This is a genomic window from Micrococcus sp. KRD077 (assembly GCF_017168505.1).
Lineage (GTDB): Bacteria > Actinomycetota > Actinomycetes > Actinomycetales > Micrococcaceae > Micrococcus > Micrococcus luteus.
Genome location: NZ_JABFAZ010000018.1, coordinates 1 through 23,882, shown reverse-complemented (window position 1 = coordinate 23,882; position 23,882 = coordinate 1). Strand labels below are relative to the sequence as shown.

Here is a 23,882-nt window from a genome sequence, read left to right as displayed (position 1 = left end):
GGGTCCTGGGCGGGCTTCAGGAGGGTGGTGGTGACACGGGGGGTGCTCATGGGCGGTCCTTCCTCTGCGGCGGCGCCGCACCCCGAGGGGCGCGGCCGGTTCTGACGGAGATGGTCTCAGGTGCGGGGCGGCGTCGTCGTGCCCCGGCGGGCGGCGAGGAGGCGGTCCACGAGGGCCTCGGCCTCCCCCGTGTAGGCGGCGGGGTCGAGGAGGTCGTCGAGGCGGGCGTCCGGAACGGACTCCGGGACCGCCGCGCGCAGCAGGGCGCGGAAGTTCCCCTCGCACGCCAGGGAGCGGTCCACGACGTCCTGGATCAGCCGCTTCCCGGAGCCCGGCTCGCCGGAGGCCTCGTCCAGCTCCGGAGCCAGCTCGGCCATGATCGGCGCGGAGACGAGCAGCGGGCCGGTGAGCTCCAGGTTGCGCCGCATGCGGTCCTCGTGGACGCGCAGGCCGGAGACGAGCTCGCGGGTCAGGGCCGCGGTCCCGCCGGCCACCCGCAGCAGGCGGCGCAGCGCGGGCCACTCGGCGTGCCAGGCCCCGTCCGGGCGCTCGTCGTCCGCGGCGCCGGCCGCCGTGTACACCCGCGCCGCGAGCCCGGGGGCGGACAGCGCGGCGGAGCGGATCAGCACGGAGAGCACGGGGTTCTGCTTGTGCGGCATCGCGGAGGAGCCGCCGCGGCCGGCCGCAAGCGGCTCACCGAGCTCGCCGTTCTCGATCCGCGCCGATGTCAGCACGTCGTTGGCGATCTTCCCGCACGCGGCCACGACGTCGGCCAGGGCCGCGGCCACGCCCGTGACGGCCATGCGGTTCGTGTCCCAGGGCCCGGCGGGGGCGGCGAGGCCCAGCTCGGCGGCGAGGTCCTCGACCAGGGTGAACGCGGTGACCTCGGGGCCGAGGGTCCCCGCGCGGTGCGCGCGGTCGACGTGCCCGGACAGGGAGGCCAGGGTGCCGGCGGCGCCGCCCCACTGGACGGGCAGGTCCGCGACGGCGGCGGCGAGCCGATCCGCGGCCTGGCCGAGGCCGTCGAGCCAGTTCGCGGCGCGCAGCCCGAAGGTGGAGGGCAGGGAGTGCTGGGCGAGGGATCGGGCGACCATCGGCGTCGAGCGGTGGGCGCGGGCCAGCTCCGCAAGCGCGTCCTGCGCGGCGGCGAGGTCCTCGGCCAGGATCGCGCCCACCCGGCCCACCATGACCATCAGCGCGGAGTCCACGACGTCCTGGCTCGTGGCGCCCAGGTGCACGGCGCGGGAGCCGGCCGGCAGCTGCGCGCGCAGCGCCTTCAGCGCCGGGATCAGGGGGGGGGTGCCGCCGCCCTGGGCCGCGCGGGCGAGCGCGGCGAGGTCGTAGGCGTCCGGGTCGCCCGCCGCCGCGGCGGCCGCCGCCTCCGCCTCCGTGGCGAGCCCGTGCCGGGCGAGCACGCGCACCCATGCCGCCTCGACGTCGAGCAGGTGCCCCAGGAAGGTGCGGTCCGCGGTGGCGGCCTCCGCCCGACTGCCGGCCCAGGCCGGATCCAGGAGGCCGACGTCGGCGACGGCGGCGAGGTCGGCGGCGGCTGAGGTCATGGCGGGCTCCTGGGGTCGGAGGGGTGGGATCGGGCTCCGGAGGCGGCGTCAGGCCCGACCCGTCCCGCGTGTGGGAGGGGCCGGGCCTGCGGCCGAGGCCGGCGTCAGTCGAGCTCGGGGTACTCGATGCCGGGGAACTGCAGGAACACGGTCTCCTTCGGTGCGTGCTCCCCGGGGCCCTGGATCCAGATGTCGAACTCGAGCGAGCCGTCGTCGTTCCGGGTGCCGATCAGGGTGCGACGGCGGTCCTCGTCGAGGGAGGTCAGGAACGCGTCCTGCACGATCGCCTCGGCGTCCTCGGGCAGGTACACGCGGGTGTGCAGCTTGTTCAGCAGGCCGCGGGCGAACACGACGACGTGGATGAACCGGGCGCGGTCCTCGTTCACCACGCCGGGCTCCACGGTGGAGAAGGTGTAGCGGCCCGCGTTGTCCACGGCGCAGCGGCCCCAGCCGGTGAAGGTGAAGCCGTCCTGGACGAGGGAGCCGTCCTCCTGCGAGATGACGCCCTCGGCGTCGGCCTGCCAGATCTCGATCATGGCGTCCGGGATCGGATCGCCGTTGCCGTCGTAGACGGTGCCGAACAGGCGCATCGCGTCCGCGCGGCCCGCGGGGACCAGCTGGTGGCCGTCGCGCCACGGCAGGTGGACCTGCTCGTAGCCGTTCGCGTAGCCGAAGAACGGGCCGATGGTCTGGCCCGGGGTGGGGACCAGCCTCCCGTCGGCGGTGCGCTCGGTGGTCTCGTCGATCCGCATCAGTGATCGCCCTCCTCGTCTTCCATCCAGGTGCGGTGGCTGCCCGTGAGCACGATGTCCCACCAGTAGCCGGTGTTCCACTCGTGGCTGGTCACCGAGTGGTCGTAGGTGGCCACGAGCCGGTCGCGGGCGGCCTGGTCCGTGATGCCCTGGTAGATCGGGTCCAGCGGGAACAGCGGATCGCCCGGGAAGTACATCTGGGTGATCATGCGCTGCGTGAAGTCCGTGCCGAACAGGGAGAAGTGGATGTGCGCCGGGCGCCACGCGTTGCGGTGGTTCTTCCACGGGTACGGGGCGGGCTTGATGGTGGTGAACTCGTAGGTCCCGTCCGCGCCGGTCAGTGTGCGGCCGATGCCCGTGAAGTTCGGGTCCAGCGGCGCGGGGTGCTGGTCCCGCTTGTGCACGTAGCGGCCGGCCGCGTTGGCCTGCCAGATCTCCACCAGCTGGTGGCGCACGGGGCGGCCGTCGTCGTCGAGCACGCGGCCGCGCACCTTGATGCGCTCGCCGATCGGCTCGCCGTTCTGGCCGACGGCCAGGTCCGCCTCGAGCGGGTGCACGTCGCGGTGGCCGAAGGCCGGGGACCACAGCTCCACGGTCTCGGGGTCGGCGTGCACGAGCGACTTGGTGGGGTGGCGGAACACCGACGAGCGATAGGGCGGGAAGTCGAGCCGCGGCTGGGTCTCGCCCTGGGCCTGGGCATGGACGGCCGCGATCTCTTCACTGATCTGCCCCTGCGAGTCGCGGGTGGCGGCTGGATCGAGCACGTGGGCGCTGTCGAACGTGTCGTCGTCCTTGGCCTGGGCGGCGATGCTCACGTCGGCTCCTTTCTCTGCGGGGTCGGGGATCGGTCGGGCTCAGGCGGAGGGCCAGCCGGTGTACTGCTCGGCGAGGAACTGCCGTCCGTAACGGGACTGGACCACGTTGCGGAGCTCACCGCGCACGCGCATGTCCTCGAACTCCGAGGCGTCCGGGCGGGCGTGGAGCATGGTGGTCATCCAGTAGGAGAAGTTCTGGTCCTTCCACACGCGGGCCAGCGCCGTCTCCGAGTAGGCGTCGAGCAGGTCGCGCGAGCCCGTGGCGGCCCACGACTCGAGCGCCTCGGCCAGGACGCGCACGTCCGCGAAGGCGAGGTTCAGGCCCTTCGCGCCGGTGGGCGGGACGGTGTGTCCGGCGTCGCCGGCGAGGAAGACGTTGCGGTGACTCAGCGGTGTGCGCACATAGGAGCGGAACCCGAGCACCGTCTTGTCGATGATGGGGCCGGTCTTGAGGGTGAAGCCGTCCGGCCCGGCCACGATGCTCTGCAGCCGGTCCCAGATCCGGTCGTCGGACCAGTCCTCCACGCGGGTCGAGGGGTCGCACTGGAAGTACATGCGCTGCACGGTCTCCGAGCGCTGCGAGATCAGGCCGAAGCCATGCTCGGAGCGGGCGTAGATCAGCTCCGGCGAGGACTTGGGCGCCTCGGCGAGGATGCCGAACCAGGCGAAGGGGTACGCGTGGAAGTGGTCCTCGCCCTCGGTGTCGCGCTGGAGGGCCTTGCGCACGGTGGAACGCGAGCCGTCGGCGCCCACGAGGATGTCGCAACGCAGTTCCTCGACCGGCCCCTCCTCGCCACCGGCCACGGAGCGGAACCGGACGCCGGGGGTGTCCGAGTCGACGTCGAGCACCTCGAGCACCTCGGTTTCGAAGCGGACGTCGCCGCCGTCGCGCCGCCGCGCCGCGGCCAGGTCGACGAAGACCTCGTTCTGCGCGTACAGGGTGACCGTGGCACCCACGAGCTCCGGGAAGTCCAGGGCGTGCGACTCGCCGTCGAAGCGCAGGATGATGCCGCGGTGCTCGTCGCCCACCGTCCTCACCCGGCCGTCGACGCCCATGTCCGTCAGCATCTCCACGCTGGGCTGCTCGAGGATGCCCGCGCGGTGGGTGTGCGCGATGGTCTCGGGGTCACGGGACTCGAGGACGACGTTGTCGATCCCCTGCCGCGCGAGCAGGTGGGAGAGCATCAGGCCGGCGGGCCCGCCGCCGACGATGCCGACGCGGGTGCGGGTCACGGGGGGCTGGGTCATGGCGTCCTTTCCGGGGGACGTCACCGGTCGGGCCGGGCGGGTCGGGCCGCGCTGCCGGGGCCGGCGGCGGAGGTCCCGACCATCCTGTGGCGCAGGACACGGCCCGCGCCCGGCCGTTCTCACTCAGTGAGAATGGCCGCCGAGTCCGCGGGCGATCCCCCGGGCGGCCGTCATCAGCAGGGGCGGCACCCCCGGGGTGTACGGCGCCTCGCGGGGGACGACGACCCCGAGCGCGGCCGCCGCCACGCCGTCGGCCCCGCGGACCGGCACGGCGACCCCCCGGGACTCCTCGTCCAACGCGCCGTCCACGGCCGCGTACCCCTCCCGCCGCACATCCGCCAGAAGCGCTCGCAGCCGCGGCTCGCTGGGCGTGGCCACCCGCGCCCGCACGCCCGCGGGCACCGCACGCCCCGACTCGAGGGGATGGTGATCCACGACGGCGCCGAGCCGGTCCCGGTGCCGGGCGATGAACCGCTCCGCCGTCTCGACCGGGGCGTGGGCGAGCAGCACGAGTCCCAGGGCGGTGGTGAACGGCGGCAGCCGACCCGCGACGTCCGCCTGGTTCACCACGGCCCCCTGGGAGGAGAGCCGGGCGAGCACGAGGACGCCGTCGTCGTCGAGGACCGCGAGCTGCGTGTGCTGCCGCAGGACCGACTGCACGTCCACGAGGAACGGCATGGCCGTCCGGGCCAGGGACATGCTCGGCGCGCTCCGGGAGGCCATCTCCCACAGCCGCAGGCCGGGCCGGACCACGCCGTCCTCGTCCTTCTGCAGCAGCTCGGCGCGCACCAGCCGGTCCACCCACCGATAGGCGGTGGCCAGGGGCAGCTCGGTGCGCCGGGCCAGGGCCGCCACGGTCAACACCGGACGCTCCGCGTCGAACGCGAAGCGGACCCGGATCAGCCGGTCCAACGTGCCGCTCGCGCCGGCCCGCTCACGTCAGGAAGTCGCGCGCGACCTCGAGGAAGCGGTCGTTGGCCTCCTTCTCGCCGATGCTCACGCGCACGCCCTCGCCCGCGAACGCCCGGACGGACAGGGCCTGGGCCTGGGCGGCCTCGGCGAACGCCTGCGTGCGCTCGCCGAGCGGCATCCACACGAAGTTGGCCTGCGAGGAGGGCAGGTCCCAACCGGCCTCGGCCAGGGCGGCGGCGACGCGCTCGCGCTCGTCGACGACGACCTGCACGCGCTCGAGGACCTCGTCCAGGTGCTCGAGCGAGGCGATCGCGGCCTCCTCCGCCACCGTGGACACCGCGAACGGGGTGGCCACGGTGCGCAGGGCCTTGGTGATCTCCGGCTGCGAGACCGAGTAGCCCACGCGCAGATTGGCGAGGCCGTGGGCCTTCGAGAAGGTGCGCAGCACGACGACGTTCGCGTGCTTGCGGTACATCTCCAGGCCCTTGACCGCGTCCTCGTCGCGGACGAACTCCACGTACGCCTCGTCGATGACCACGAGGATGTGCGCGGGCACGCGCGCCAGGAAGTCCTCGACCTCGGCGGTCGTGAGCACGGGGCCGGTCGGGTTGTTGGGGGTGCAGAGCAGGATCACGCGGGTCCGCTCCGTGATCGCCTCCAGCATGGCCGGCAGGTCGTGGCGGTGGTCCGCGGTGAGCGGCACCTGCACGTCCACGGCACCGGCGGTGCGGACCACGATCGGGTAGGCCTCGAAGGAGCGCCACGCGAAGATCACCTCGTCGCCCTCCCCCGCCTCGCCGTGGCCGGCGAAGGCGGTGATGACCTGGGCCAGGGCGCCGAGGGAGCCGGCACCCGTCACGACGTCGTCCGCCGGGACGTCCAGGTGCGCGGCCAGGGCCTGGCGCAGGCCGGTGGAGAGGGTGTCCGGGTAGCGGCAGAGGGTGCTGGGCGCGCCCTCCGGGCCGGTCACGACCTGACGCACCCGGTCGATCACGCCGGGCACGGGCGCGTAGGGGTTCTCGTTCGAGGAGAGCTTGTAGGGGTGCAGGCCCGGGACGGCGACCGGCGGCTTGCCGGCGGCGTACGGCGGCAGCATGCCGACCTTCTTGTGGGGCGCGACCACGGCGGGCGTCTGCTGTGCGTCATCAGTCATGGCCACCAGGGTAATGCGGGCCGCGGACGCTGTGATCCGCCGCACGGGCCCCGGACGCGGCGCCCCGGGGTTCAGGCTGCGCCGAAGGCGACGGCGACGGCCCGGGCCGCCTCACCGAGCCGGTCTCCGAGGCGCGCGGGGTCCTCCGGCCGCGTCGCGTAGACCACGGCGAGGGCGGCGGGCAGCTGGCCCGGGACCCGCAGCGGCACGGCGACCGAGGAGACGCCGGTGATGACCTCGTCGGAGCTGACGGCCCAGCCGCGCTCCCGCACGTCGTCGAGCTCGGGCCGCTCGGGCGGGGCCCCGCTGGGCAGCCGCGCCCACTCCTGTCCGGTCAGGGCGACGGCGATCGCCATCCCCGGCGCACCGACCCCGAGGGGGTGCCGGGTCCCCGGCCGCTGCGTGACGAGGTTGCCGCTGGGCGGCTCGGCCGTGGCCAGGGTGAGGCAGTGGGCCCCGTCCCACACCACCAGGAACGCGGTCATGCCCAGGTCGGTGGAGACGGCGGTCAGGTGCGGCATGGCCGCCGCGCGCAGATCCTGCTCCACCCGGCGGGCGAGGACGGCCAGGCCGGGGGCGGCGTGGACGCGGCCGAGGCCGTCGCGGCGCAGCAGGCCGTGGGCCTCGAAGGTGCGCAGCATGCGGTAGGCGACCGAGCGATGGACGCCCAGGCCGTCGGCGAGGTCGGCGATGGTGGGCGGCTCGGGCGCTTCCACGACGGTCTCGAGCAGGGTGAGCGCGCGGGAGAGCGTCTGGGAGGGTGCGCCCTCCCGGACCGGGCCGTCGTCGTGCTCCGCCATCCGTGCTCCTCGCCTCGCGTGCCGGACGTGACGCACCCGGGGCGCGGTCGGCCCGCGCGCCGGTTGTGAACCCGATCACGTCCGCGTACAGTCTGGCACACATGTGTTCCCAGGGAGAACACCGTGTTCTCTGAGAGAACACACCGTCGGGTGGCACGTGCCGCGCAGCGACATCCCCCCGCAGCGAAAGGACCCCCATGCTCTTCCACCACCACGGCTACGTCTCCACGAACCCGCGCGTCCAGGTGGCGGCCGGCATCGGCCTGGACCGCCCCGCCGAGCTGCCGGACGAGATGGACGTGCTGATCGTCGGCTCTGGCCCGGCCGGCATGATCGCCGCCGCCCAGCTCGCGATGTTCCCGGACGTCCACACCCGCATCATCGAGCGCCGCCCCCACCGCCTCGAGATCGGCCAGGCGGACGGCATCCAGGCCCGCTCCGTGGAGACCTTCCAGGCCTTCGGCTTCGCGAGCGAGATCATCGACGAGGCCTTCGACCTGACCTCCATGGCGTTCTGGAACCCGGCCGAGGACGACGCGGACACGATCGTGCGCACCTCGCTGGCCGAGGACGACCCGGAGGGCGTCTCCGAGTTCCCGCACCTGATCGTGAACCAGGCCCGCATCCTGGACTGGTTCGCCGAGTACATGAAGAACTCCCCCACCCGCGCGCGGCCGGACTACGGCTGGGCCTTCGAAACCCTCGAGGACACGAACGACGGCGAGCACCCCGTGCTCGTGACCCTGCGCCGCACCGTGGACGCCGAGGGCAACGCCCTCGAGGACCCCGCCTCGGGCCCGACCCGCCAGGTGCGCGCCAAGTACGTGGTGGGCGCGGACGGCGCGGGCTCTCGCGTCCGCAAGGCGATCGGCCACACCCTGACCGGCGACGCCGCGAACCACGCGTGGGGCGTCATGGACGCGCTGGCCGACACGGACTTCCCGGACATCCGCACCAAGTGCGCGATCCACTCGTCCAGCGGCTCGATCCTCCTGATCCCCCGCGAGGGCGGCCACCTGTTCCGCATGTACGTGGACCTCGGCGAGGTCCCGGCGGACGACGACCACAGGGTGCGCCAGACCCCGCTCGAGGAGATCATCCGCCGGGCCCAGCAGATCCTGCGCCCCTACACGCTGGACGTGAAGGAGGTCGCCTGGCATTCGGTGTACGAGGTGGGCCACCGCCTCACCTCGGGCTTCGACAACCGCGAGCGCGTGGCCCACCCCAACGTGTTCCTGCTCGGCGACGCCTGCCACACCCACTCCGCGAAGGCCGGCCAGGGCATGAACGTGTCCATGCAGGACGGCTGGAACCTCGGCTGGAAGCTCGGCCAGGTGCTCTCCGGGATGGCCCCGGTCGAGCTCGTGCCGACCTACTCGGAGGAGCGCAAGGAGATCGCCAAGAACCTGATCGACTTCGACAAGGAGTGGTCGACGCTCATGGCCAAGCCCACCTCCGAGCTGGGCGACCCGAACGAGGTGGCCGAGTTCTACACGAAGACCGCCGAGTTCCCGGCCGGCTTCATGACGGAGTACCGGCCCTCCCTCCTCACCACGGACGCCACCGGTCAGGCGCTGGCGCAGGGCTACCCCATCGGCAAGCGCTTCAAGTCGGCGCTGGTGGAGCGCTCGTGCGACACCAACGTCAAGCACCTGGGCCACCTGCACCGCGCGGACGGCCGTTGGCGCGTGTACGTGTTCGCCGACGCCGCCTCCCCGCGCGCCGAGGATTCGAAGGTCGCGGCGTGGGCGAAGGCGATCGTGGAGGACCCGCGGTCCTTCCGCAACCGCCACACCCCGTCGGACGGGCCGGAGGACGCCTGCTTCGACATCAAGGTCGTGTACCAGCAGAAGCAGACCGAGTTCGCCCACCCGGACGTGCCGTCGATCTTCCGGCCGACCACCGGCTCCCTCGGCCTGCACGACCTGAACAACATCTTCGCCACGTGCCGGCCCACGCACGGCGAGGACATCTTCGAGGCCCGCGGCATCAGCCGTGACGGCGCCGTCGTCGTGGTCCGCCCGGACCAGTACGTCTCCGGCGTCTTCGGCCTGGACGAGGTCGACCGCCTGAACGCGTTCTTCGCGGGCGTGCTGCTCGACGCGAACTGAGCGGGCGGCGGCGGGCGCCCCGCCGCCGGCGCGCTCACCGGGATCCCGGGGGCAGGTGGTCCCGCTCGGGCGGCGTGCGGCGCAGGCGCACCGCCCGGCTCGAGGCCACGGTGCCGGCGGTCAGCCCGGCCAACGCGGCGGAGAGCCCGGCGACCTCCGCCCGGGACGCGGGCTCGGCGGCCTCGAACTGCCGGATCAGGTCCACCTGGGCGTCGAAGTCGTGGGCGACGCCCAGGTCGTCCTCGACCGCCAGCGGAGAGGCGGTCCGAAAGCCGCCCCCGGGCGCATCCCACCCGTGGCCGGCCGGGTGGAAGACCACCTCGGCCCGGCGCGATGAGACGGGGGTGGGCGCCCCGTCCGCGGCGACGGCCAGGTCCCCGTCCGAGGAGAACTCCAGCACCGCGGTCCGCCCGGTCTCCACCGCGTTGCCGGACGGCGCAGCGACCGTCATGACGCCGGCCACGGGATACACGGACGTGAAGTCATCGCGCCCGGCCAGGTTGACGGCGTGCACCCCGCCCTGGGAGTAGCCGGCCAGGACGAGCGGGGCACCGTGCGGGACGCGGGCCGCCTCGAGCGCCGCCCGCACCGCCGGGGCCGTGACCTCGGACTCGGAGCCGAGGGCGTCCAGCAGTCCGCCGGCGTCCCACGGGTCGGTCGACTCGGGATCCGGGATCAGGCCGCCGCGGGTGCCCGGCAGGCCCACCACCCAGGCGCGGCTCCCGTTCTCTCGCACCACCTCCGTGACCGTGAGGTCGCCGTCCCCCTCCTCGCGCGGGATGAGAGAGGCCAGCCCCGTGGCCGAGCCGTCCAGCAGGGCGGGCGCCGTCGGCCGGTCCTGCGGCGCCCCGTGCGGGGTCACCGCGCCCCGGGGCGCCGCGCCGGCGAGGGTCAGGGCGTCCGCCACCGCGGTCCATGCCTCGTCCGGGGAGACCCGCAGCGCCTCGGTGAGGTCCGACGCAGCATCCGTCCCCTTCTTCGCCGCGGAGGAGACGGGCCGCTTCAGCACGCGCTTCTGCGCCCTCGTCAGCATCTTCACGTCGATCCGCGCCAGGGCCGCGAGCAGGGGGAAGCCGGCGGCCGTGAGCAGGGCGGCCACGATGGCCTCGGGCACCGCCTGGACGAGGTCCTGCACGAGCCGCTCCGCCTCGCGGGTGGTGAGGCCGTCATGGCCGTCCCGCCAGAGCAGCGCCGGCAGCTCCTCCAGGGAGGCGTCCTCGGCGGCCGTGATGCCGGCCGCCGCGCGCTCGGTCTCCTCGTAGCGGGCCGCCGCCGAGAGCAGGTCACGGTGCAGCTCGGCGCACTGCTCCGACAGGCTCCGCACCCGACCGACCGCCTCCACCAGCCGGTCCTGCAGCAGGGCGGCGGAGGCGAGCCACGCGGCCGACCGGCCCAGCCCGAAGGCGGCCGCGTCGACCTGCCACGAGGCTCCGGCCGCCTCGTCGGCGGCGTGCTCGTGCCGCCCGGCCACGACGCGCATCTCCTCGGCCTCCGCGTAGATCGAGCCCGGGCCGCCGTGCGTGCTGAAGGCCACCGCCCCCGGGCCGGCACCCCGCCCGCCGGTCACGCCGCCACCGCCAGCGAGCGCAGGACGGCCAGCGCCGTCTCCTCGGCCGCCCGCTGCCGGGCCTCCGCGTCCCGGCGCGCGTCCTCGGCGTCCCGCTCGGCGGTGGCCCGCAGGGCGAGCCACTCCCCGGCCTCCCGTTCGAGCTCCGCCGCCAGGGTCGCCGCCCGCCGCACGGCCTCCCCATAGGCGCCGGCGGCCTCCCCGCGCCATGCCGTGTGCATCGCCGAGCGCACGTCCGTGGCGGCGCTGACCAGCCCGCCCAGCGCCGTGCGCAGCTGGGTCTGGGCCACGGCGAGGTCGGCGAGGGCCTGCTCGGCGGCCTCCCGCTCGCGCCGGGCGGGGTCGGCCCACGCGGCCAGGCGGGCGGCGTCGTCGTCGAGTCCGGCGGCCCGCAGGGCCGTGGCGATCTGCTGAGGTCCGGTGAGGGGTGACATGCGGCCACCGTAGGGAGGGCCCGGGTCCCGCAACCGCGGCGAGGGACGATCCGGGGATGGGGGACGCCGTCGGGACGCCTGTGCAGGAGCCAACCCTCCCGCACCGTCCCGGCGGCCGCGTCGCACCCGGGCCCCGCGCGCCCCGGCGTGTTGACCGAGGTCACACCCTGGCCTATTCTGAACGAGCGGTCAGTAATTCGATGCGCCCCGGTGCGCCCTGACCACGGAACCAGCCCGCACTCAGCGTGAGGTGATCCCCATGACGCAGACCAGCTCCCCCCAGCACCTGGCCTCCGTCCCGTCCCCCGAGGATGCGGCCGGCCAGGAGAACTTCGATCGCCTGATCGCGGAGGACTCACGCATCGAGCCCCGCGACTGGATGCCCGAGGCGTACCGCAGGTCCCTGACCCGCCAGGTCTCCCAGCACGCGCACTCCGAGATCATCGGCATGCAGCCGGAGGCCAACTGGATCACCCGAGCCCCCTCCCTGAAGCGCAAGGCGATCCTCATGGCCAAGGTCCAGGACGAGGCCGGCCACGGCCTGTACCTGTACTCCGCCGCCGAGACCCTCGGCACCCCGCGGGACGAGCTGAACGCGCAGCTGCTCTCCGGCCGCGCGAAGTACTCCTCGATCTTCAACTACCCGGCCCGCACCTGGGCGGACATGGGCGCGATCGGCTGGCTCGTCGACGGCGCCGCGATCTGCAACCAGGTGCCGCTGTGCCGCGCCTCCTACGGCCCGTACGGCCGCGCGATGGTGCGCATCTGCAAGGAGGAGTCGTTCCACCAGCGCCAGGGCTGGGAGATCCTCTACGAGCTCTCGCACGGCACCCCGGAGCAGAAGCAGATGGCCCAGGACGCCGTGGACCGCTTCTACGGCCCGGCCCTGCAGATGTTCGGCCCGCCGGACGAGGACTCCCCCAACTCCCGCCAGTCCATGGCGTGGAAGGTCAAGCGCTTCTCCAACGACGACCTTCGCCAGCGCTTCGTGGACATGATCGTCCCGCAGGCCGAGGCCCTCGGCCTCACCCTGCCGGACCCGGACCTGAAGTGGAACGAGGAGCGCGGCCACTACGACTTCGGCGAGCTGGACTGGGACGAGTTCATGTCCGTGATCAAGGGCAACGGCCCCATGAACACCCAGCGCATGGCCCGCCGCATCCAGGCCCACGAGGAGGGCGCCTGGGTCCGCGAGGCCGCCGCCGCCTACGCCCGCCGCCAGGCCGAGCAGAACGCGCCGGCCGAGACCCACCTGATCGGAGCCTGACCCATGAGCGAGACCACCGCCGCCTCCCACGCCTGGCCCCTGTGGGAGGTCTTCGTCCGCGCCAACCGCGGCCTCTCCCACGTGCACGCCGGCTCGCTGCACGCCCCGGACGCCACCCTGGCGCTGCGCAACGCGCGTGACCTGTACACCCGCCGCAACGAGGGCACCTCCGTGTGGGTCGTCCCGGCCGAGGCCATCGCGGCCTCAGACCCGGACTCCAAGGGCGGCTTCTTCGAGTCCGCGCAGGGCAAGTCCTACCGTCACGCCACCTACTACCAGCAGTCCGAGGGGGTGCCGCACCTGTGAGCTTCGCGACCAACGACTCCGCCACGAGGCACTCCGCGGGCGTGGCCATCACCGCCGAGGAGATCGCGGCGGGCGAGCAGAAGGCGAGCGACGACGTCGCCCGCTACGCCCTCGCCCTCGGTGACGACGCCCTGATGCTCGGCCAGCGCCTGTCCTGGTGGATCTCGCGCGCCCCGGAACTCGAGGAGGACATCGCCCTGGGCAACATCGCCCTGGACCTCGTGGGCCACGCCCGCTTCCTCCTCTCCTACGCCGGCACCGCGTGGGGCAAGACCGAGGACGAGCTCGCGTACTTCCGCGACGAGGAGGAGTTCCGCTCCGTCCGCCTCGTGGAGGCCGAGAACGGCGACTTCGCCAAGACCATCGCCCGCCAGCTGTACTACTCGTTCTACTCGTACGAGCTGTACACCCGCCTGCGCGAGTCCACGGACCCCACGCTCGCCGCCATCGCGGACAAGGCCCTCAAGGAGGTCCTGTACCACCAGGACCACGCCGCCCTGTGGCTGCAGCGCCTGGGCCTGGGCACCGAGGAGTCGAAGCGCCGCATGCAGCGCGGCCTGGACGAGCTGTGGCCCTACGTGGCCGAGCTCTTCCACGACGACGACGTCGTCCGCGCCCTCGCCGAGCAGGGCGTCGCCGTGCTGCCGTCCTCGCTCGAGGAGCCCACGATGACCCGCATCCGCGCGGCCATCGAGGAGGCCGGCCTGACCGTCCCGACGACGGGCACCGCCCGCGGCGGCGACCGTTCCGGCGCCATGAGCGAGTACCGCGGGTACATCCTCGCGGAGATGCAGTCCCTGGCGCGCCGTCACCCGGGAGCGACCTGGTGACCACCGCCAGCGAGCTGCGCCCCGCCGATCCCGCCGACGCGCGGGTCTGGGATGCGGCCTCCACCGTGCACGACCCGGAGATCCCCGTGCTGTCCATCGCGGACCTCGGGATCCTCCGGGAGGCACGGGCCGATGGCGAGAGGGCCGTCGTCGTCATCACGCCCACCTATTCCGGCTGCCCCGCCATGGACACCATCACCACGGACGTCACCCGCGCGCTCGAGCGCGCCGGATTCCCCGACGCCGAGGTGCGCCTGGTGCTCCAGCCGGCGTGGACCACGGACTGGATGACGGACGAGGGCAAGGCCAAGCTCAACGAGTACGGCATCGCCCCGCCCGTCGCGCGCACCACGGACGGCCCGATCAGGATCGGCATGGCCGTGAAGTGCCCGCGCTGCCACTCCCTGAACACCCGCGAGATCACCCGCTTCGGCTCCACCTCCTGCAAGGCCCTCTACACCTGCCGGGAGTGCCTCGAGCCCTTCGACTACTTCAAGGTGCACTGATGACCGAGACCACCGACGCCCCCACCACCGGCAAGCGCCGCGCCACGTTCAACACCCTCGAGGTGTCCGAGCTGCGCCGCCTGACCGACGACTCCGTGGAGGTCACCTTCGCGGTGCCCGAGGAGCTCGCCGACGACTACGACTACGTGCCGGGTCAGTACGTGGCCCTGCGCAAGGAGCTCGACGGCGCCGAGGTGCGCCGGTCCTACTCGATCTGCGCCGTCCCGAAGCGCGGCGAGATCCGCGTGGCCGTGAAGAAGGACATCGGCGGCACGTTCTCCACGTGGGCCAACGAGAGCCTCGAGGTCGGCGAGAGGATCGACGTGATGAACCCGCAGGGCGCGTTCACGTCCCGCACGCACGTCACCTCCCTCAACGACGCCCAGAGGGTGGCGGCGGAGAAGGTCGCGGAGAAGAAGGACACGCACCTGGTGGCGTTCGCGGCCGGCTCGGGCATCACCCCGATCATGGCGATCGCCAAGGCCGTGCTCGCGGCCTCCGAGACCTCGCGCTTCGACCTGGTCTACGCGAACCGCTCCGCCATGGACGTGATGTTCGCCGAGGAGATCGGCGACCTCAAGGACAAGTACCCGGCCCGGTTCACGGTGCACCACGTGCTCTCCCGAGAGCAGCGCGTGTCCCCGCTGCTCTCCGGCCGCATCGACGAGGACAAGCTCACCACCCTCCTGGACCGCGTGATCGACGTGGAGGGCACCGACGAGTGGTTCCTCTGCGGCCCGTTCGAGCTCGTGCAGCTCACGCGTGAGACGCTCGCCGCCCGCGGCGTGTCCGAGGACGACGTGCGCTTCGAGCTGTTCACCACCGGCCGCCCGGAGAACCCGCAGGGCCACTCCGGCCGCGTGGTGGAGGTGGACCCGCAGGGCGACAACGTGACCATCGAGTTCAACCTCGACGGCCTCACCGCCAAGGTCGAGTCCCCCACGTCTGCCCACGAGACCGTCCTCAACGCCGCGCTGCGCGTCCGCTCGGACGTGCCCTTCGCCTGCGCCGGCGGCGTGTGCGGCACCTGCCGCGCCAAGGTCGTCGACGGCGCGTACGAGATGGACGAGAACTACGCGCTCGAGAAGGACGAGGTGGAGAAGGGCTACGTGCTCACGTGCCAGACCCGCCCGACCTCCGACTCGATCACGCTGGACTTCGACGCCTGAGCGCCCGCCCACGAGACCGAAGGAGCCCCCGATGATCGAGATCACCGTCGAGAACGGCGTCGCCGAGATCGTGCTGGACGCCCCCCAGAGGATGAACGCCCTGGACGAGGCCGCGCTGGCCGAACTCCAGGCCGCCTACGAGCGGGCCGCCGCCGGCGTCGAGTCCGGCGAGGTCCGGGCCGTGCTGCTGCGCGGCGAGGGCCGCGGCTTCTGCGCGGGCCGCGACATCTCCGCCGTGGTCCCGGCCGAGGACGACGCCACCGCCTACCTGCGGGACAGGGTCACCCCGGTGCTGCGGGCCATGTCCGAGATCCCGGTGCCCACCTTCGCCGCGGTGCAGGGCGCCTGCCTGGGCGTGGGCCTCGGCCTCGCGATCGCCACGGACGTGGTGTACGTGGCCGAGGACGCGAAGATCGGCTCGCCGTTCGCGAACCTCGGGGCCACCCTGGACTCGGGCGGCCACTGGCTGTTCACCGAGCGCCTGGGCGCGCACCGCACCCTGGACCTGATCTACACGGCCGAGCTCCTCTCGGGCGCCGAGGCCGTCCAGGCCGGGCTGTTCTCCCGGGCCCTGCCCGCGGACGAGCTGCTCGAGTTCACCCGCGCCAAGGTCGCCCAGGTGGCCTCCGGCGCGACCCTCGCGTTCCGCGCGTCGAAGGAGCTCGTGGCCCAGGTCCGTGACCACCGCGTGGGCCTGTGGGAGTCCCTCGGCGCGGAGAACATCGCCCAGGGCGAGCTCTGCGGCACCGCCGACTACGCCGAGGGCTTCCAGGCCTTCCAGGAGAAGCGGAAGCCGGAGTTCACCGGCCGCGGCTGAGCCGCCGCACCCCGCCACCGACGACGGCGCCGCACCCTTTGCGTGAAGGGCGCGGCGCCGTCGTCGTCCCGGCTTGGCCGCGTCACATTCCCGTCATCAGCTGGGATCGTGGCGTGAGTCACAGAGGATCGTATACGGTGACGGGTGTCACTTCCCGACCGATCGGTCGGGAACCACACCGTCCCGCCGCCGTCTCACGGTCGGCCGCCGCCCCGCATCCCAGGAGCATCCATGAGCCACACCGTCGCATCCCCCGCGGCGCCCGCCCCCGCGCGCGATCGCCGCGAGGAGCGCAAGGTCATCGCCGGCACCGTCGTCGGCACCACCATCGAGTGGTACGACTTCTTCATCTTCGCCCAGGCCACCGCCCTCGTCTTCGCCGCCCTCTTCTTCCAGCCGATGGGCGAGAACGGCTCCCAGATCGCCGCGTGGGCCACCCTCGGCATCTCCTTCCTCATCCGCCCGCTCGGTGCGATCATCGCCGGCCACCTCGGCGACCGCTTCGGCCGCAAGTTCGTCCTGTCCCTCACGCTGATCGGCATGGGCCTGGCCACCACCCTCATCGGCCTGCTGCCCACCTACGCCCAGATCGGGGTGTGGGCGCCGATCCTGCTCGTCGTGCTGCGCCTGCTGCAGGGCCTGTCCGCCGGCGGCGAGTGGGGCGGCGCGGCGCTGCTGTCCGTGGAGCACGCCCCCCACGGCAAGCGCGGCCTGTTCGGCTCCGCCCCGCAGATCGGCGTGCCGCTGGGCATGATCCTGGCCACCGGCGTGCTGTTCATCGTGCGCTCCACCATGTCCGAGGAGCAGTTCCTCGCCTGGGGCTGGCGCATCCCGTTCCTGATCTCCGTGGTGCTGATCGTCGTCGGCTACCTGATCCGCAAGGCCGTGGAGGAGTCCCCGGTCTTCAAGGAGATGCAGCAGCTCAAGGTGGACGAGTCCGCCCCGCTGGGCGAGCTCTTCCGGCACCACACCAAGGAGGTCATCCTCGCCGCCGTGATCTTCGCCGCGAACAACGGCGTCGGCTACCTGCTCATCGCGTGGTTCTCGAAGTACGGCGGCCCGAAGGGCCTGGGCATGACCTCCTCCGAGGTGCTCATCGCGAGCCTCGTCGGCGGCGTCGGCTGGTTCATCTTCACCCTGCTCGGCGGCTGGATCTCGGACAAGATCGGCCGCAAGCTGACCTTCGTCCTCGGCTACGGCTTCCTGATCGTCTGGGCCTTCCCGCTGTTCGGGCTGCTGAACACCGCGTCTCTGCCGCTGTTCTCGCTGGGCCTGTTCGTCCTGACCCTCGGCCTGGGCCCGTCCTACGGCCCGCAGTCGGCGATGTACGCCGAGATGTTCCCGGCCCGCGTCCGCTTCTCCGGCGTCTCCATCGGCTACGCGCTCGGCACCATCATCGGCGGCGCCTTCGCCCCTCTGATCGCCGACCAGCTCGTGAAGACCGGCTGGGAGAACGTGGCCTGGTACATCATCGCGATCTCCGCGGTCTCGCTCATCGCCGTCCTGTTCGTCCCCAAGGGCATCCAGGACCGCGAGCTGCACGACGAGCAGGTCGTCGCCACCCGCTCCCACCCGGTGGTCCCGGCCTGATCTGGCCCGCCTGACGGGCTTCGCCCGCCCCCACCCCACGACGACGGCGCGTCCTCCTCCGGAAGGGCGCGCCGTCGTCGTGGGCGACCGGACCGGCGCCGAGGCCCGCAGACACGCCGCTACCTCGGGGACGAAACGGCGCGTCTGCGGGCTTTGGCGCGGGGTGCGCCTCTGCCCCGTCACACCCGCCCCGCAGTTGACCCCCGTCACACCGGCCCGGGATACTGAACCTGAACGCACGGTCGGTAATTTGCCGCGCCCGCGCCCGCCCCGTTGTCGGTCACTCAAGGAGTCTCCATGTCCGCACAGTCCCAGGCCCTGCTCGTCGGCGGTCGCCGCACGCCCGTCGGCAAGTACGGCGGCGCCCTCTCCTCCGTCCGCCCCGACGACCTCGCCGCCCTGACCGTCAAGGCCGTGATCGAGGACGCCGGCATCGACCCGTCGGTCGTGGACGACGTCATCCTCGGCAACGCCAACGGCGCCGGCGAGGAGAACCGCAACGTCGCCCGCATGGCCTGGCTGCTGGCCGGCTTCCCGGACACCGTTCCGGGCATCACCGTGAACCGCCTCTGCGCCTCGGGCATGTCCGCGATCGGCATCGCCACAGCGATGGTGCGCTCCGGGATGGCCGACGTCGTCGTGGCCGGAGGCGTGGAGTCGATGTCCCGCGCCCCCTGGGTGATGGAGAAGCCGACGACGGCGTTCGCCAAGCCCGGCGCGGCCTTCGACACCGCGATCGGCTGGCGCTTCGTGAACCCGCGCTTCGCAGACGGCGAGTTCGGGGAGAAGTTCACTTTCTCCATGCCGGAGACCGCCGAGGAGGTCGGCGAGGTGGACGGCATCACCCGCGAGGACGCCGACGCCTTCGCCGCCCGCTCGCATGAGCGTGCGCTGGCCGCCATCGAGGCCGGCCGCTTCGCGGACGAGATCGTGCCCGTCGTCGTCACGGGCCGCAAGGGCGCCGAGACGGTCGTGGACACGGACGAGGGCCCCCGCCCCGGCTCCACCCCCGAGGTGCTCGCCAGCCTGCGCCCGATCATCAAGAAGGACGGCGTGGTCACCGCCGGCAACTCCTCCTCCCTCAACGACGGCGCCTCGGCGATCCTCGTCGTCTCCGAGCGGGCCGCGCAGAAGTACGGCCTGACCCCGCGGGCCCGCGTCGTCGAGTCCACCTCGGCGGGCCTGGCCCCCGAGATCATGGGCCTGGGCCCCGTCCCGGCCACCGAGAAGGCCCTCGAGCGCTCCGGCTGGTCCGTGGCGGATCTGGGCGCCGTCGAGCTCAACGAGGCCTTCGCCACCCAGTCCCTGGCCTCGATGCGGCGCCTCGGCCTGGACCCGGAGACCGTCAACGCCGACGGCGGCGCGATCGCCCTGGGCCATCCGCTCGGCTCCTCGGGCTCGCGCCTCGTGGTCACGCTGCTCGGTCGGATGGAGCGCGAGGGCGCGGACAGGGGCCTGGCCACGATGTGCGTGGGCGTGGGCCAGGGCTCCGCGATGCTCGTCGAGAAGGTCTGAGCGCATGGACGACTTCAGCCACTTCACGGCACTGCGCGTCGAGGAGCGTGAGGACCGCGTCCACGCGCGCATGGACCGCCCGGGCGTGCGCAACGCGATCGACCAGACCATGGTCGACGAGTTCCACGAGCTCTGCACCCACCTCGAACGCGAGCCGAAGATCCTGATCATCTCGGGCACGCAGGTGGAGTCGACGCGCGAGCCGGGGACGTTCTCCGGCATCTTCGCCTCCGGCGCGGACATCGGACAGCTGCGCGAGCGCCGCCGCGACGACGCCCTGCGCGGCGTGAACTCGCAGGTCTTCGACCGCATCCACCGGCTGCCCATGCCCGTGATCGCGGCGATCGACGGCTTCGCCCTGGGCGGCGGCGCGGAACTGGCCTACGCGGCCGACTTCCGCATCGCCACCCCGGCGCTGAAGATGGGCCAGCCCGAGACGAGCCTGGGGATCACCGCCGCTGCGGGCGCCCAGTGGCGGCTCAAGGAGCTGGTGGGTGAGCCGGTGGCCCTCGAGCTGCTGCTCGCCGGACGGATCCTGGACGCGCAGGAGGCCCTCGAGCTCAAGCTCGTCACCGAGCTGCACGAGCCGGACGCCCTCCTCGACGCCGCCGACGCCCTCGCCGACCGCATCGCGCAGCAGGACCCGCTGGCGGTGCGGCTGTCCAAGCGCGTCTTCCACCTCCCTCGCGAGGCCCACCCCCACGTGGACGAGATCGCGCAGGCCATCCTGTTCGAGTCCGAGGCCAAGTTCGAGCGCATGCAGGCGTTCCTGGACCGCAAGAAGAAGTGAGGACTGACATGACCGATCAGCAGCACACCCCTGATACCGTTCCGTCCTCCGTGCCCGCCGTCGTCGGCGTCCTCGGCGGCGGCCGGATGGGCGGCGGCATCGCCCACGCGTTCCTCGTCTCCGGATCGTCCGAGGTGGTCGTCGTCGAGCGCGACCCGCAGTCGGCCGAGGCGGCCAAGGAACGCATCGAGGCCGACTTGGCCGCCTCCCTCGAGCGCGGCAAGATCGACGGCGACCTGGACGAATGGGCGCAGCGCCTGACCGTCTCCGTGGACCGTGCCGACTTCGCCCGCTGCGACCTCGTGGTCGAGGCCGTGTTCGAGGACATGCAAGTGAAGATCGACGCGCTCACCGACGTCGAGGCCCACCTGCGCGAGGACGCCTGGCTGGCCAGCAACACCTCCTCCCTGTCCATCGGCGAGATCGCCACCCACCTGCAGCGCCCCGAGCGCTTCTGCGGCCTGCACTACTTCAACCCGGTGCCCGCCTCGAAGCTCGTGGAGGTCGTGATCGGCGAGCAGACCGGTGCGGAGCTCCAGGCCCTGTCCACCGAGTGGGTCCGCGGGCTCGGCAAGACCCCCGTCGTCGTCAAGGACGCCCCGGGCTTCGCCTCGTCGCGCCTGGGCGTGGCGATCGCGCTCGAGGCCATCCGCATGGTCGAGGAGGGTGTGGCCTCCCCCGAGGACATCGACGCCGCCATGGTGCTGGGATACAAGTTCCCGGTCGGTCCGCTGGCGCTGACCGACATCGTGGGTCTGGACGTGCGCCTGGGCATCGCGGAGTACCTCGAGTCCCAGCTGGGTGAGCGTTTCGCCCCGCCGCAGCTCATGCGGGACATGGTGGCCCGCGGCGAGCTCGGCCGGAAGTCCGGCAAGGGCTTCTTCGACTACCGCTGAGCCCCCGGGGCGAGCGCTTTCGAACGTGAGATAGGGCCTATCTCCCGTTCGAAAGCGCCCATTCCCCCGATATCACGTTCGAAAGTGCGGGGCCGGCGCGGCTAACGTGACTGGCATGGACGAGCCCACGCTGCTGCGCGTCGCCCGCGACCGCGCCCTCGAGCTGCCGGGCAGCGCCGCGTCGCACCCCTTCGGCCCGGACACCGAGGTCATGAAGGTGCAGGGGAAGCTGTTCGCGGTGTTCATCGACCACGACGGGCGCCGCCTCGTGAACGTCAAGGCCCGCCCGGAGGACGGCGCCCAGCTGCGCGCGGCCCTGCCCGCGGCGATCACGCCCGGCTATCACATGGACAAGCGGCACTGGCTCAGCCTGGCCGCGCACCCGGACCTCGACGAGCAGCTCGTCCGGGACCTCGTCACGGAGTCGTACCTGCTGATCGTCGCGAAGCTCCCCCGCACCCGGCGCCCCGTGGACCCCGAGACCTTCGGCCGGGCCTGATGTCGGCCGACCGCCCCTTCCGCTTCACCCACCGCTGGGCCGTCCCCGCGGACGCCCGGTCCGTGCTGGCCCTGCTCGCCGACCCGGCCGGCTACCCACGCTGGTGGCCGGCCGTCCCGCGCGTCCGTCGCCTGGGCCCCGACCGCGCCGCCGTCCGGCTGCGCGGGTTCGTGCCGGTGCGTCTGACGATGGAGCGTCTCATCGACGACCGCGCCCGCGGCCTTCTGGTCGCGCACCTGAGCGGGGACCTGACGGGCACCGTGCGGGTCACCGTCCACGACGACGGCGCCCCGGCCGGACACGCGCCGCACTGCATCGTGACGTGGGAGCAGGAGGTGGTGCTGACCTCGCCGTGGATGCGCGCCGTGGCTCACGTTCCGGGCGCCCGCACCGCGATGGGCCTCAGCCACGCGGCCGCGATGCGCTCCGCGCGTCGGGCGCTCGGGGCGAAGGCCGTGCCGACCGCTGATCCCGCTTGAACAACTCGTCCATGACGGCCCGGCGCGCCGGCCGGCTCAGAGCTCGGCCTGGGCCTCGTTCCACTCGCGGGACAGCGGCGGGCGAGAGAGGCCGTCGAGGAGGCCGTCGGCGGGGTCGACGCCGAGCTCGACGATCCTGTTGTCCGCGTCCACGTGGACGACCTTGGGCTGGAAGTGGCGGGCCTCGTCGTCGTCCATCTGCCCGTAGGCGATGAGGATGACGATGTCCCCCGGATGCACGAGGTGGGCGGCGGCGCCGTTGATGCCGAGCACGCCGGAGCCCCGCTCGCCCGCGATGGTGTAGGTCTCCAGTCGCGCGCCGTTCGTGACGTCCACGATGGACACGAGCTCGCCGGGGAGGATGTCCGCGGCGTCCAGCAGGTCCTGGTCCACGGTCACGGAGCCCACGTAGTGCAGGTCCGCCTGGGTCACGGTGGCCCGGTGGATCTTGGCGTGGAACATGGTGCGCAGCATGCGGCAGAACTCTCCGGATGAGGGGGTGGGTCGGGTCCGAGAGGACCGGTGCTCGATTCTACGCCGGTCCGGAGACGAGGGGCAGGGGCCGACGCCGGCCCGAGGCTCCCGCCCCTCTCGTCGAGGCCCGCAGACACGCCGCCACGTCCCGGCGGAAGCGGCGCGTCTGCGGGCCTGGGCGGGTCAGATCCACGACGGCGGCACTCGGCCCGGCATCGTCCGCGCGGCCACCAGGCCCCGCAGCTGCCGCACGAAGAGCTCCCAGTGCCCCGGCAGGAACACGTCGGCGGTCACCCGGATCACCTCCCACCCCTCCGCGCGCAGGGCCGCGTCCCGCTCGCGGTCCTCACGCCACTGCCGGCGATCCGTGCGGTGCTGATCGCCGTCGTACTCGACGGCCACCTTGGCCTCCGCCCACACCAGATCGACGCGGAGCCGCTGTCCCGTGGCGAGGCGGATGCACCGGTTCACTGCGGGCTCGGGGACGCCGTCCCGGGCGAGCCGCGCCCGCAGCCGGCTCTCCTGCGGCGAGTCGGCCCCGGGGCGCACGAGCTCTAGCGCCTCCCGGGCCGCACGGATCCCGCGCAGCCGTCCGCGTTCCTCGACGGCGGCGCGCAGCTCGGCCATGTCCGTCACCCCGGGCGGCAGCCGACGGCGGCGGGCCTCCGTCGGGGCGGTCCGCACCATGCTGTCCCCCAGCGCGACGAGATGGTCGAGCGGCCCGGCCTGCGCGGCGAGGTCCACGAAGATCCACCCCGGTGCGGTCACGCGCACCCCGTCCACGATCCGCACCGGTGCGTCGGCGCGGAGGCGGTGTGAGCGGACCCCGGCCCGGCTCGACGCGGTGCCGTGGCCGCGCGGGGTCGCGACGTGCACGGACCGGTCGGCGGCGAGCGGCCCGGTCAGCCACAGGCCGAGCACCCTGGCGGCCGTGACGTGGCTGAACACGCCCTCGGGGTGCAGATCCTGCAGTGCCCGCAGATGGTCCATGGGGTCCGGTTCGACGCCGCGCAGGCCCCAGAGCCCCCAGCCGAGGGAGACCACGTCCCCGCGCCGCAGCCGGGCCGCGCTCACCCCCGTCTCGCGCGCGGCCGGGGTCGAGAACACCGTCGGAGCGCGGAGGAGGCCGTCCAGTCCGCAGCGCATCGGAGGCAGGGGCGCGGGCGAGCGGGGCATGGGCCGAGCGTGCCCGATCCGGGCGCGCCGCCGTCGTCGTCCGCCGGGATCTGTGGACGACGCCCCACCGAGGCCCGCAGACACGCCGCTACGTCCTGGCCGTAGCGGCGCGTCTGCGGGCTTCGGCGCCACGGGCGGCGCCGCCAGGCCCTCCCCACGACGACGGCGTCACCCGCCCGGCTCCCCCTCCCGCGTGATGCACGTCTCGGCTAGGGTG

24 protein-coding genes are annotated in these 23,882 nt (G+C 73.1%); 13 read left to right on the top strand and 11 right to left on the bottom strand.

Annotated elements, in window-relative coordinates; all coding sequences use genetic code 11:
- Positions 1-116 precede the first annotated feature (116 nt).
- The 7 genes from J1M39_RS05225 to J1M39_RS05195 form a co-directional block, all read right to left on the bottom strand.
- Positions 117-1,559 (bottom strand): lyase family protein, encoded by a 1,443-nt coding sequence (locus J1M39_RS05225; protein WP_206496535.1) that lies wholly within the window; start codon positions 1,557-1,559, stop codon positions 117-119.
- A gap of 104 nt (positions 1,560-1,663) precedes the next feature.
- On the bottom strand, positions 1,664-2,311 hold the full coding sequence (gene pcaG, locus J1M39_RS05220; RefSeq protein WP_020625037.1) for a protocatechuate 3,4-dioxygenase subunit alpha: 648 nt from the start codon (positions 2,309-2,311) through the stop codon (positions 1,664-1,666).
- Entirely contained in the window at positions 2,311-3,120 is an 810-nt protein-coding gene (pcaH, locus tag J1M39_RS05215; protein WP_205800320.1) for a protocatechuate 3,4-dioxygenase subunit beta, read from the bottom strand. The genes pcaG and pcaH overlap by 1 nt, the downstream gene beginning before the upstream one ends.
- Positions 3,121-3,165: 45 nt before the next feature.
- Complete coding sequence (locus J1M39_RS05210; protein ID WP_206496534.1) at positions 3,166-4,374, bottom strand: 4-hydroxybenzoate 3-monooxygenase; 1,209 nt, start codon at positions 4,372-4,374, stop codon at positions 3,166-3,168.
- A 123-nt stretch (positions 4,375-4,497) separates the two neighbouring features.
- Positions 4,498-5,286, bottom strand: a complete 789-nt coding sequence (locus J1M39_RS05205) for an IclR family transcriptional regulator (protein WP_036339040.1) — start codon at positions 5,284-5,286, stop codon at positions 4,498-4,500.
- A gap of 22 nt (positions 5,287-5,308) precedes the next feature.
- Positions 5,309-6,439, bottom strand: a complete 1,131-nt coding sequence (locus J1M39_RS05200; RefSeq protein ID WP_180971872.1) for a histidinol-phosphate transaminase — start codon at positions 6,437-6,439, stop codon at positions 5,309-5,311.
- Positions 6,440-6,510: 71 nt separating this feature from the next.
- Positions 6,511-7,239: an IclR family transcriptional regulator gene (locus J1M39_RS05195; protein ID WP_102708667.1), complete on the bottom strand. Its 729-nt coding sequence runs from the start codon at positions 7,237-7,239 to the stop codon at positions 6,511-6,513.
- A gap of 197 nt (positions 7,240-7,436) precedes the next feature.
- Between J1M39_RS05195 and J1M39_RS05190 the strand changes: the two genes are divergently transcribed.
- Positions 7,437-9,350, top strand: a complete 1,914-nt coding sequence (locus tag J1M39_RS05190; RefSeq protein WP_102708666.1) for an FAD-binding monooxygenase — start codon at positions 7,437-7,439, stop codon at positions 9,348-9,350.
- 34 nt (positions 9,351-9,384) lie between these two features.
- Here the strand turns inward: J1M39_RS05190 and J1M39_RS05185 are convergent, their stop codons facing one another.
- A complete protein-coding gene (locus J1M39_RS05185) occupies positions 9,385-10,917 on the bottom strand; it encodes a hypothetical protein (protein WP_144820229.1) in 1,533 nt (510 codons plus the stop codon).
- On the bottom strand, positions 10,914-11,351 hold the full coding sequence (locus J1M39_RS05180) for a hypothetical protein (RefSeq protein ID WP_144859538.1): 438 nt from the start codon (positions 11,349-11,351) through the stop codon (positions 10,914-10,916). Before J1M39_RS05180 ends, J1M39_RS05185 begins: the two co-directional genes overlap by 4 nt.
- A gap of 259 nt (positions 11,352-11,610) precedes the next feature.
- On the opposite strand from J1M39_RS05180, the gene paaA reads away from it, so the two are divergent.
- The 12 genes from paaA (at position 11,611) to J1M39_RS05120 (ending at position 22,015) form a co-directional block, all read left to right on the top strand.
- Positions 11,611-12,618 carry a 1,2-phenylacetyl-CoA epoxidase subunit PaaA gene (gene paaA / locus J1M39_RS05175; protein ID WP_144859535.1) on the top strand — a complete coding sequence of 336 codons (1,008 nt, stop codon included), beginning with the start codon at positions 11,611-11,613 and terminating at the stop codon, positions 12,616-12,618.
- A gap of 3 nt (positions 12,619-12,621) precedes the next feature.
- The gene (gene paaB, locus J1M39_RS05170) at positions 12,622-12,924 is read left to right on the top strand and encodes a 1,2-phenylacetyl-CoA epoxidase subunit PaaB (protein WP_020624884.1); all 303 of its coding nucleotides are present in this window, start codon (positions 12,622-12,624) and stop codon (positions 12,922-12,924) included.
- Complete coding sequence (gene paaC, locus J1M39_RS05165; RefSeq protein WP_036316649.1) at positions 12,921-13,754, top strand: 1,2-phenylacetyl-CoA epoxidase subunit PaaC; 834 nt, start codon at positions 12,921-12,923, stop codon at positions 13,752-13,754. Before paaB ends, paaC begins: the two co-directional genes overlap by 4 nt.
- Complete coding sequence (paaD, locus tag J1M39_RS05160) at positions 13,751-14,260, top strand: 1,2-phenylacetyl-CoA epoxidase subunit PaaD (RefSeq protein ID WP_044658766.1); 510 nt, start codon at positions 13,751-13,753, stop codon at positions 14,258-14,260. The genes paaC and paaD overlap by 4 nt, the downstream gene beginning before the upstream one ends.
- On the top strand, positions 14,260-15,429 hold the full coding sequence (gene paaE, locus J1M39_RS05155; protein ID WP_100056934.1) for a 1,2-phenylacetyl-CoA epoxidase subunit PaaE: 1,170 nt from the start codon (positions 14,260-14,262) through the stop codon (positions 15,427-15,429). Before paaD ends, paaE begins: the two co-directional genes overlap by 1 nt.
- Before the next feature lie 31 nt (positions 15,430-15,460).
- Entirely contained in the window at positions 15,461-16,246 is a 786-nt protein-coding gene (locus tag J1M39_RS05150; protein WP_036339064.1) for an enoyl-CoA hydratase/isomerase family protein, read from the top strand.
- Between the two features lie 231 nt (positions 16,247-16,477).
- On the top strand, positions 16,478-17,836 hold the full coding sequence (locus J1M39_RS05145; protein ID WP_036339067.1) for an MFS transporter: 1,359 nt from the start codon (positions 16,478-16,480) through the stop codon (positions 17,834-17,836).
- Between the two features lie 297 nt (positions 17,837-18,133).
- Positions 18,134-19,351, top strand: a complete 1,218-nt coding sequence (locus J1M39_RS05140) for a thiolase family protein (protein WP_206496533.1) — start codon at positions 18,134-18,136, stop codon at positions 19,349-19,351.
- A gap of 4 nt (positions 19,352-19,355) precedes the next feature.
- Positions 19,356-20,141, top strand: coding sequence for an enoyl-CoA hydratase/isomerase family protein (locus tag J1M39_RS05135; protein ID WP_144862426.1), 786 nt, complete (start codon positions 19,356-19,358; stop codon positions 20,139-20,141).
- Between the two features lie 8 nt (positions 20,142-20,149).
- Entirely contained in the window at positions 20,150-21,037 is an 888-nt protein-coding gene (locus J1M39_RS05130; RefSeq protein ID WP_036340749.1) for a 3-hydroxyacyl-CoA dehydrogenase family protein, read from the top strand.
- Between the two features lie 115 nt (positions 21,038-21,152).
- Positions 21,153-21,536, top strand: a complete 384-nt coding sequence (locus J1M39_RS05125; protein WP_036340752.1) for an MmcQ/YjbR family DNA-binding protein — start codon at positions 21,153-21,155, stop codon at positions 21,534-21,536.
- On the top strand, positions 21,536-22,015 hold the full coding sequence (locus tag J1M39_RS05120) for an SRPBCC family protein (protein ID WP_095353735.1): 480 nt from the start codon (positions 21,536-21,538) through the stop codon (positions 22,013-22,015). The genes J1M39_RS05125 and J1M39_RS05120 overlap by 1 nt, the downstream gene beginning before the upstream one ends.
- Before the next feature lie 36 nt (positions 22,016-22,051).
- Here the strand turns inward: J1M39_RS05120 and panD are convergent, their stop codons facing one another.
- Together panD and J1M39_RS05110 are read right to left on the bottom strand one after the other, a co-directional pair.
- Positions 22,052-22,489, bottom strand: a complete 438-nt coding sequence (gene panD, locus J1M39_RS05115; RefSeq protein WP_036340758.1) for an aspartate 1-decarboxylase — start codon at positions 22,487-22,489, stop codon at positions 22,052-22,054.
- A gap of 183 nt (positions 22,490-22,672) precedes the next feature.
- The gene (locus tag J1M39_RS05110; RefSeq protein ID WP_206496532.1) at positions 22,673-23,665 is read right to left on the bottom strand and encodes a DUF559 domain-containing protein; all 993 of its coding nucleotides are present in this window, start codon (positions 23,663-23,665) and stop codon (positions 22,673-22,675) included.
- Positions 23,666-23,882 lie beyond the last annotated feature (217 nt).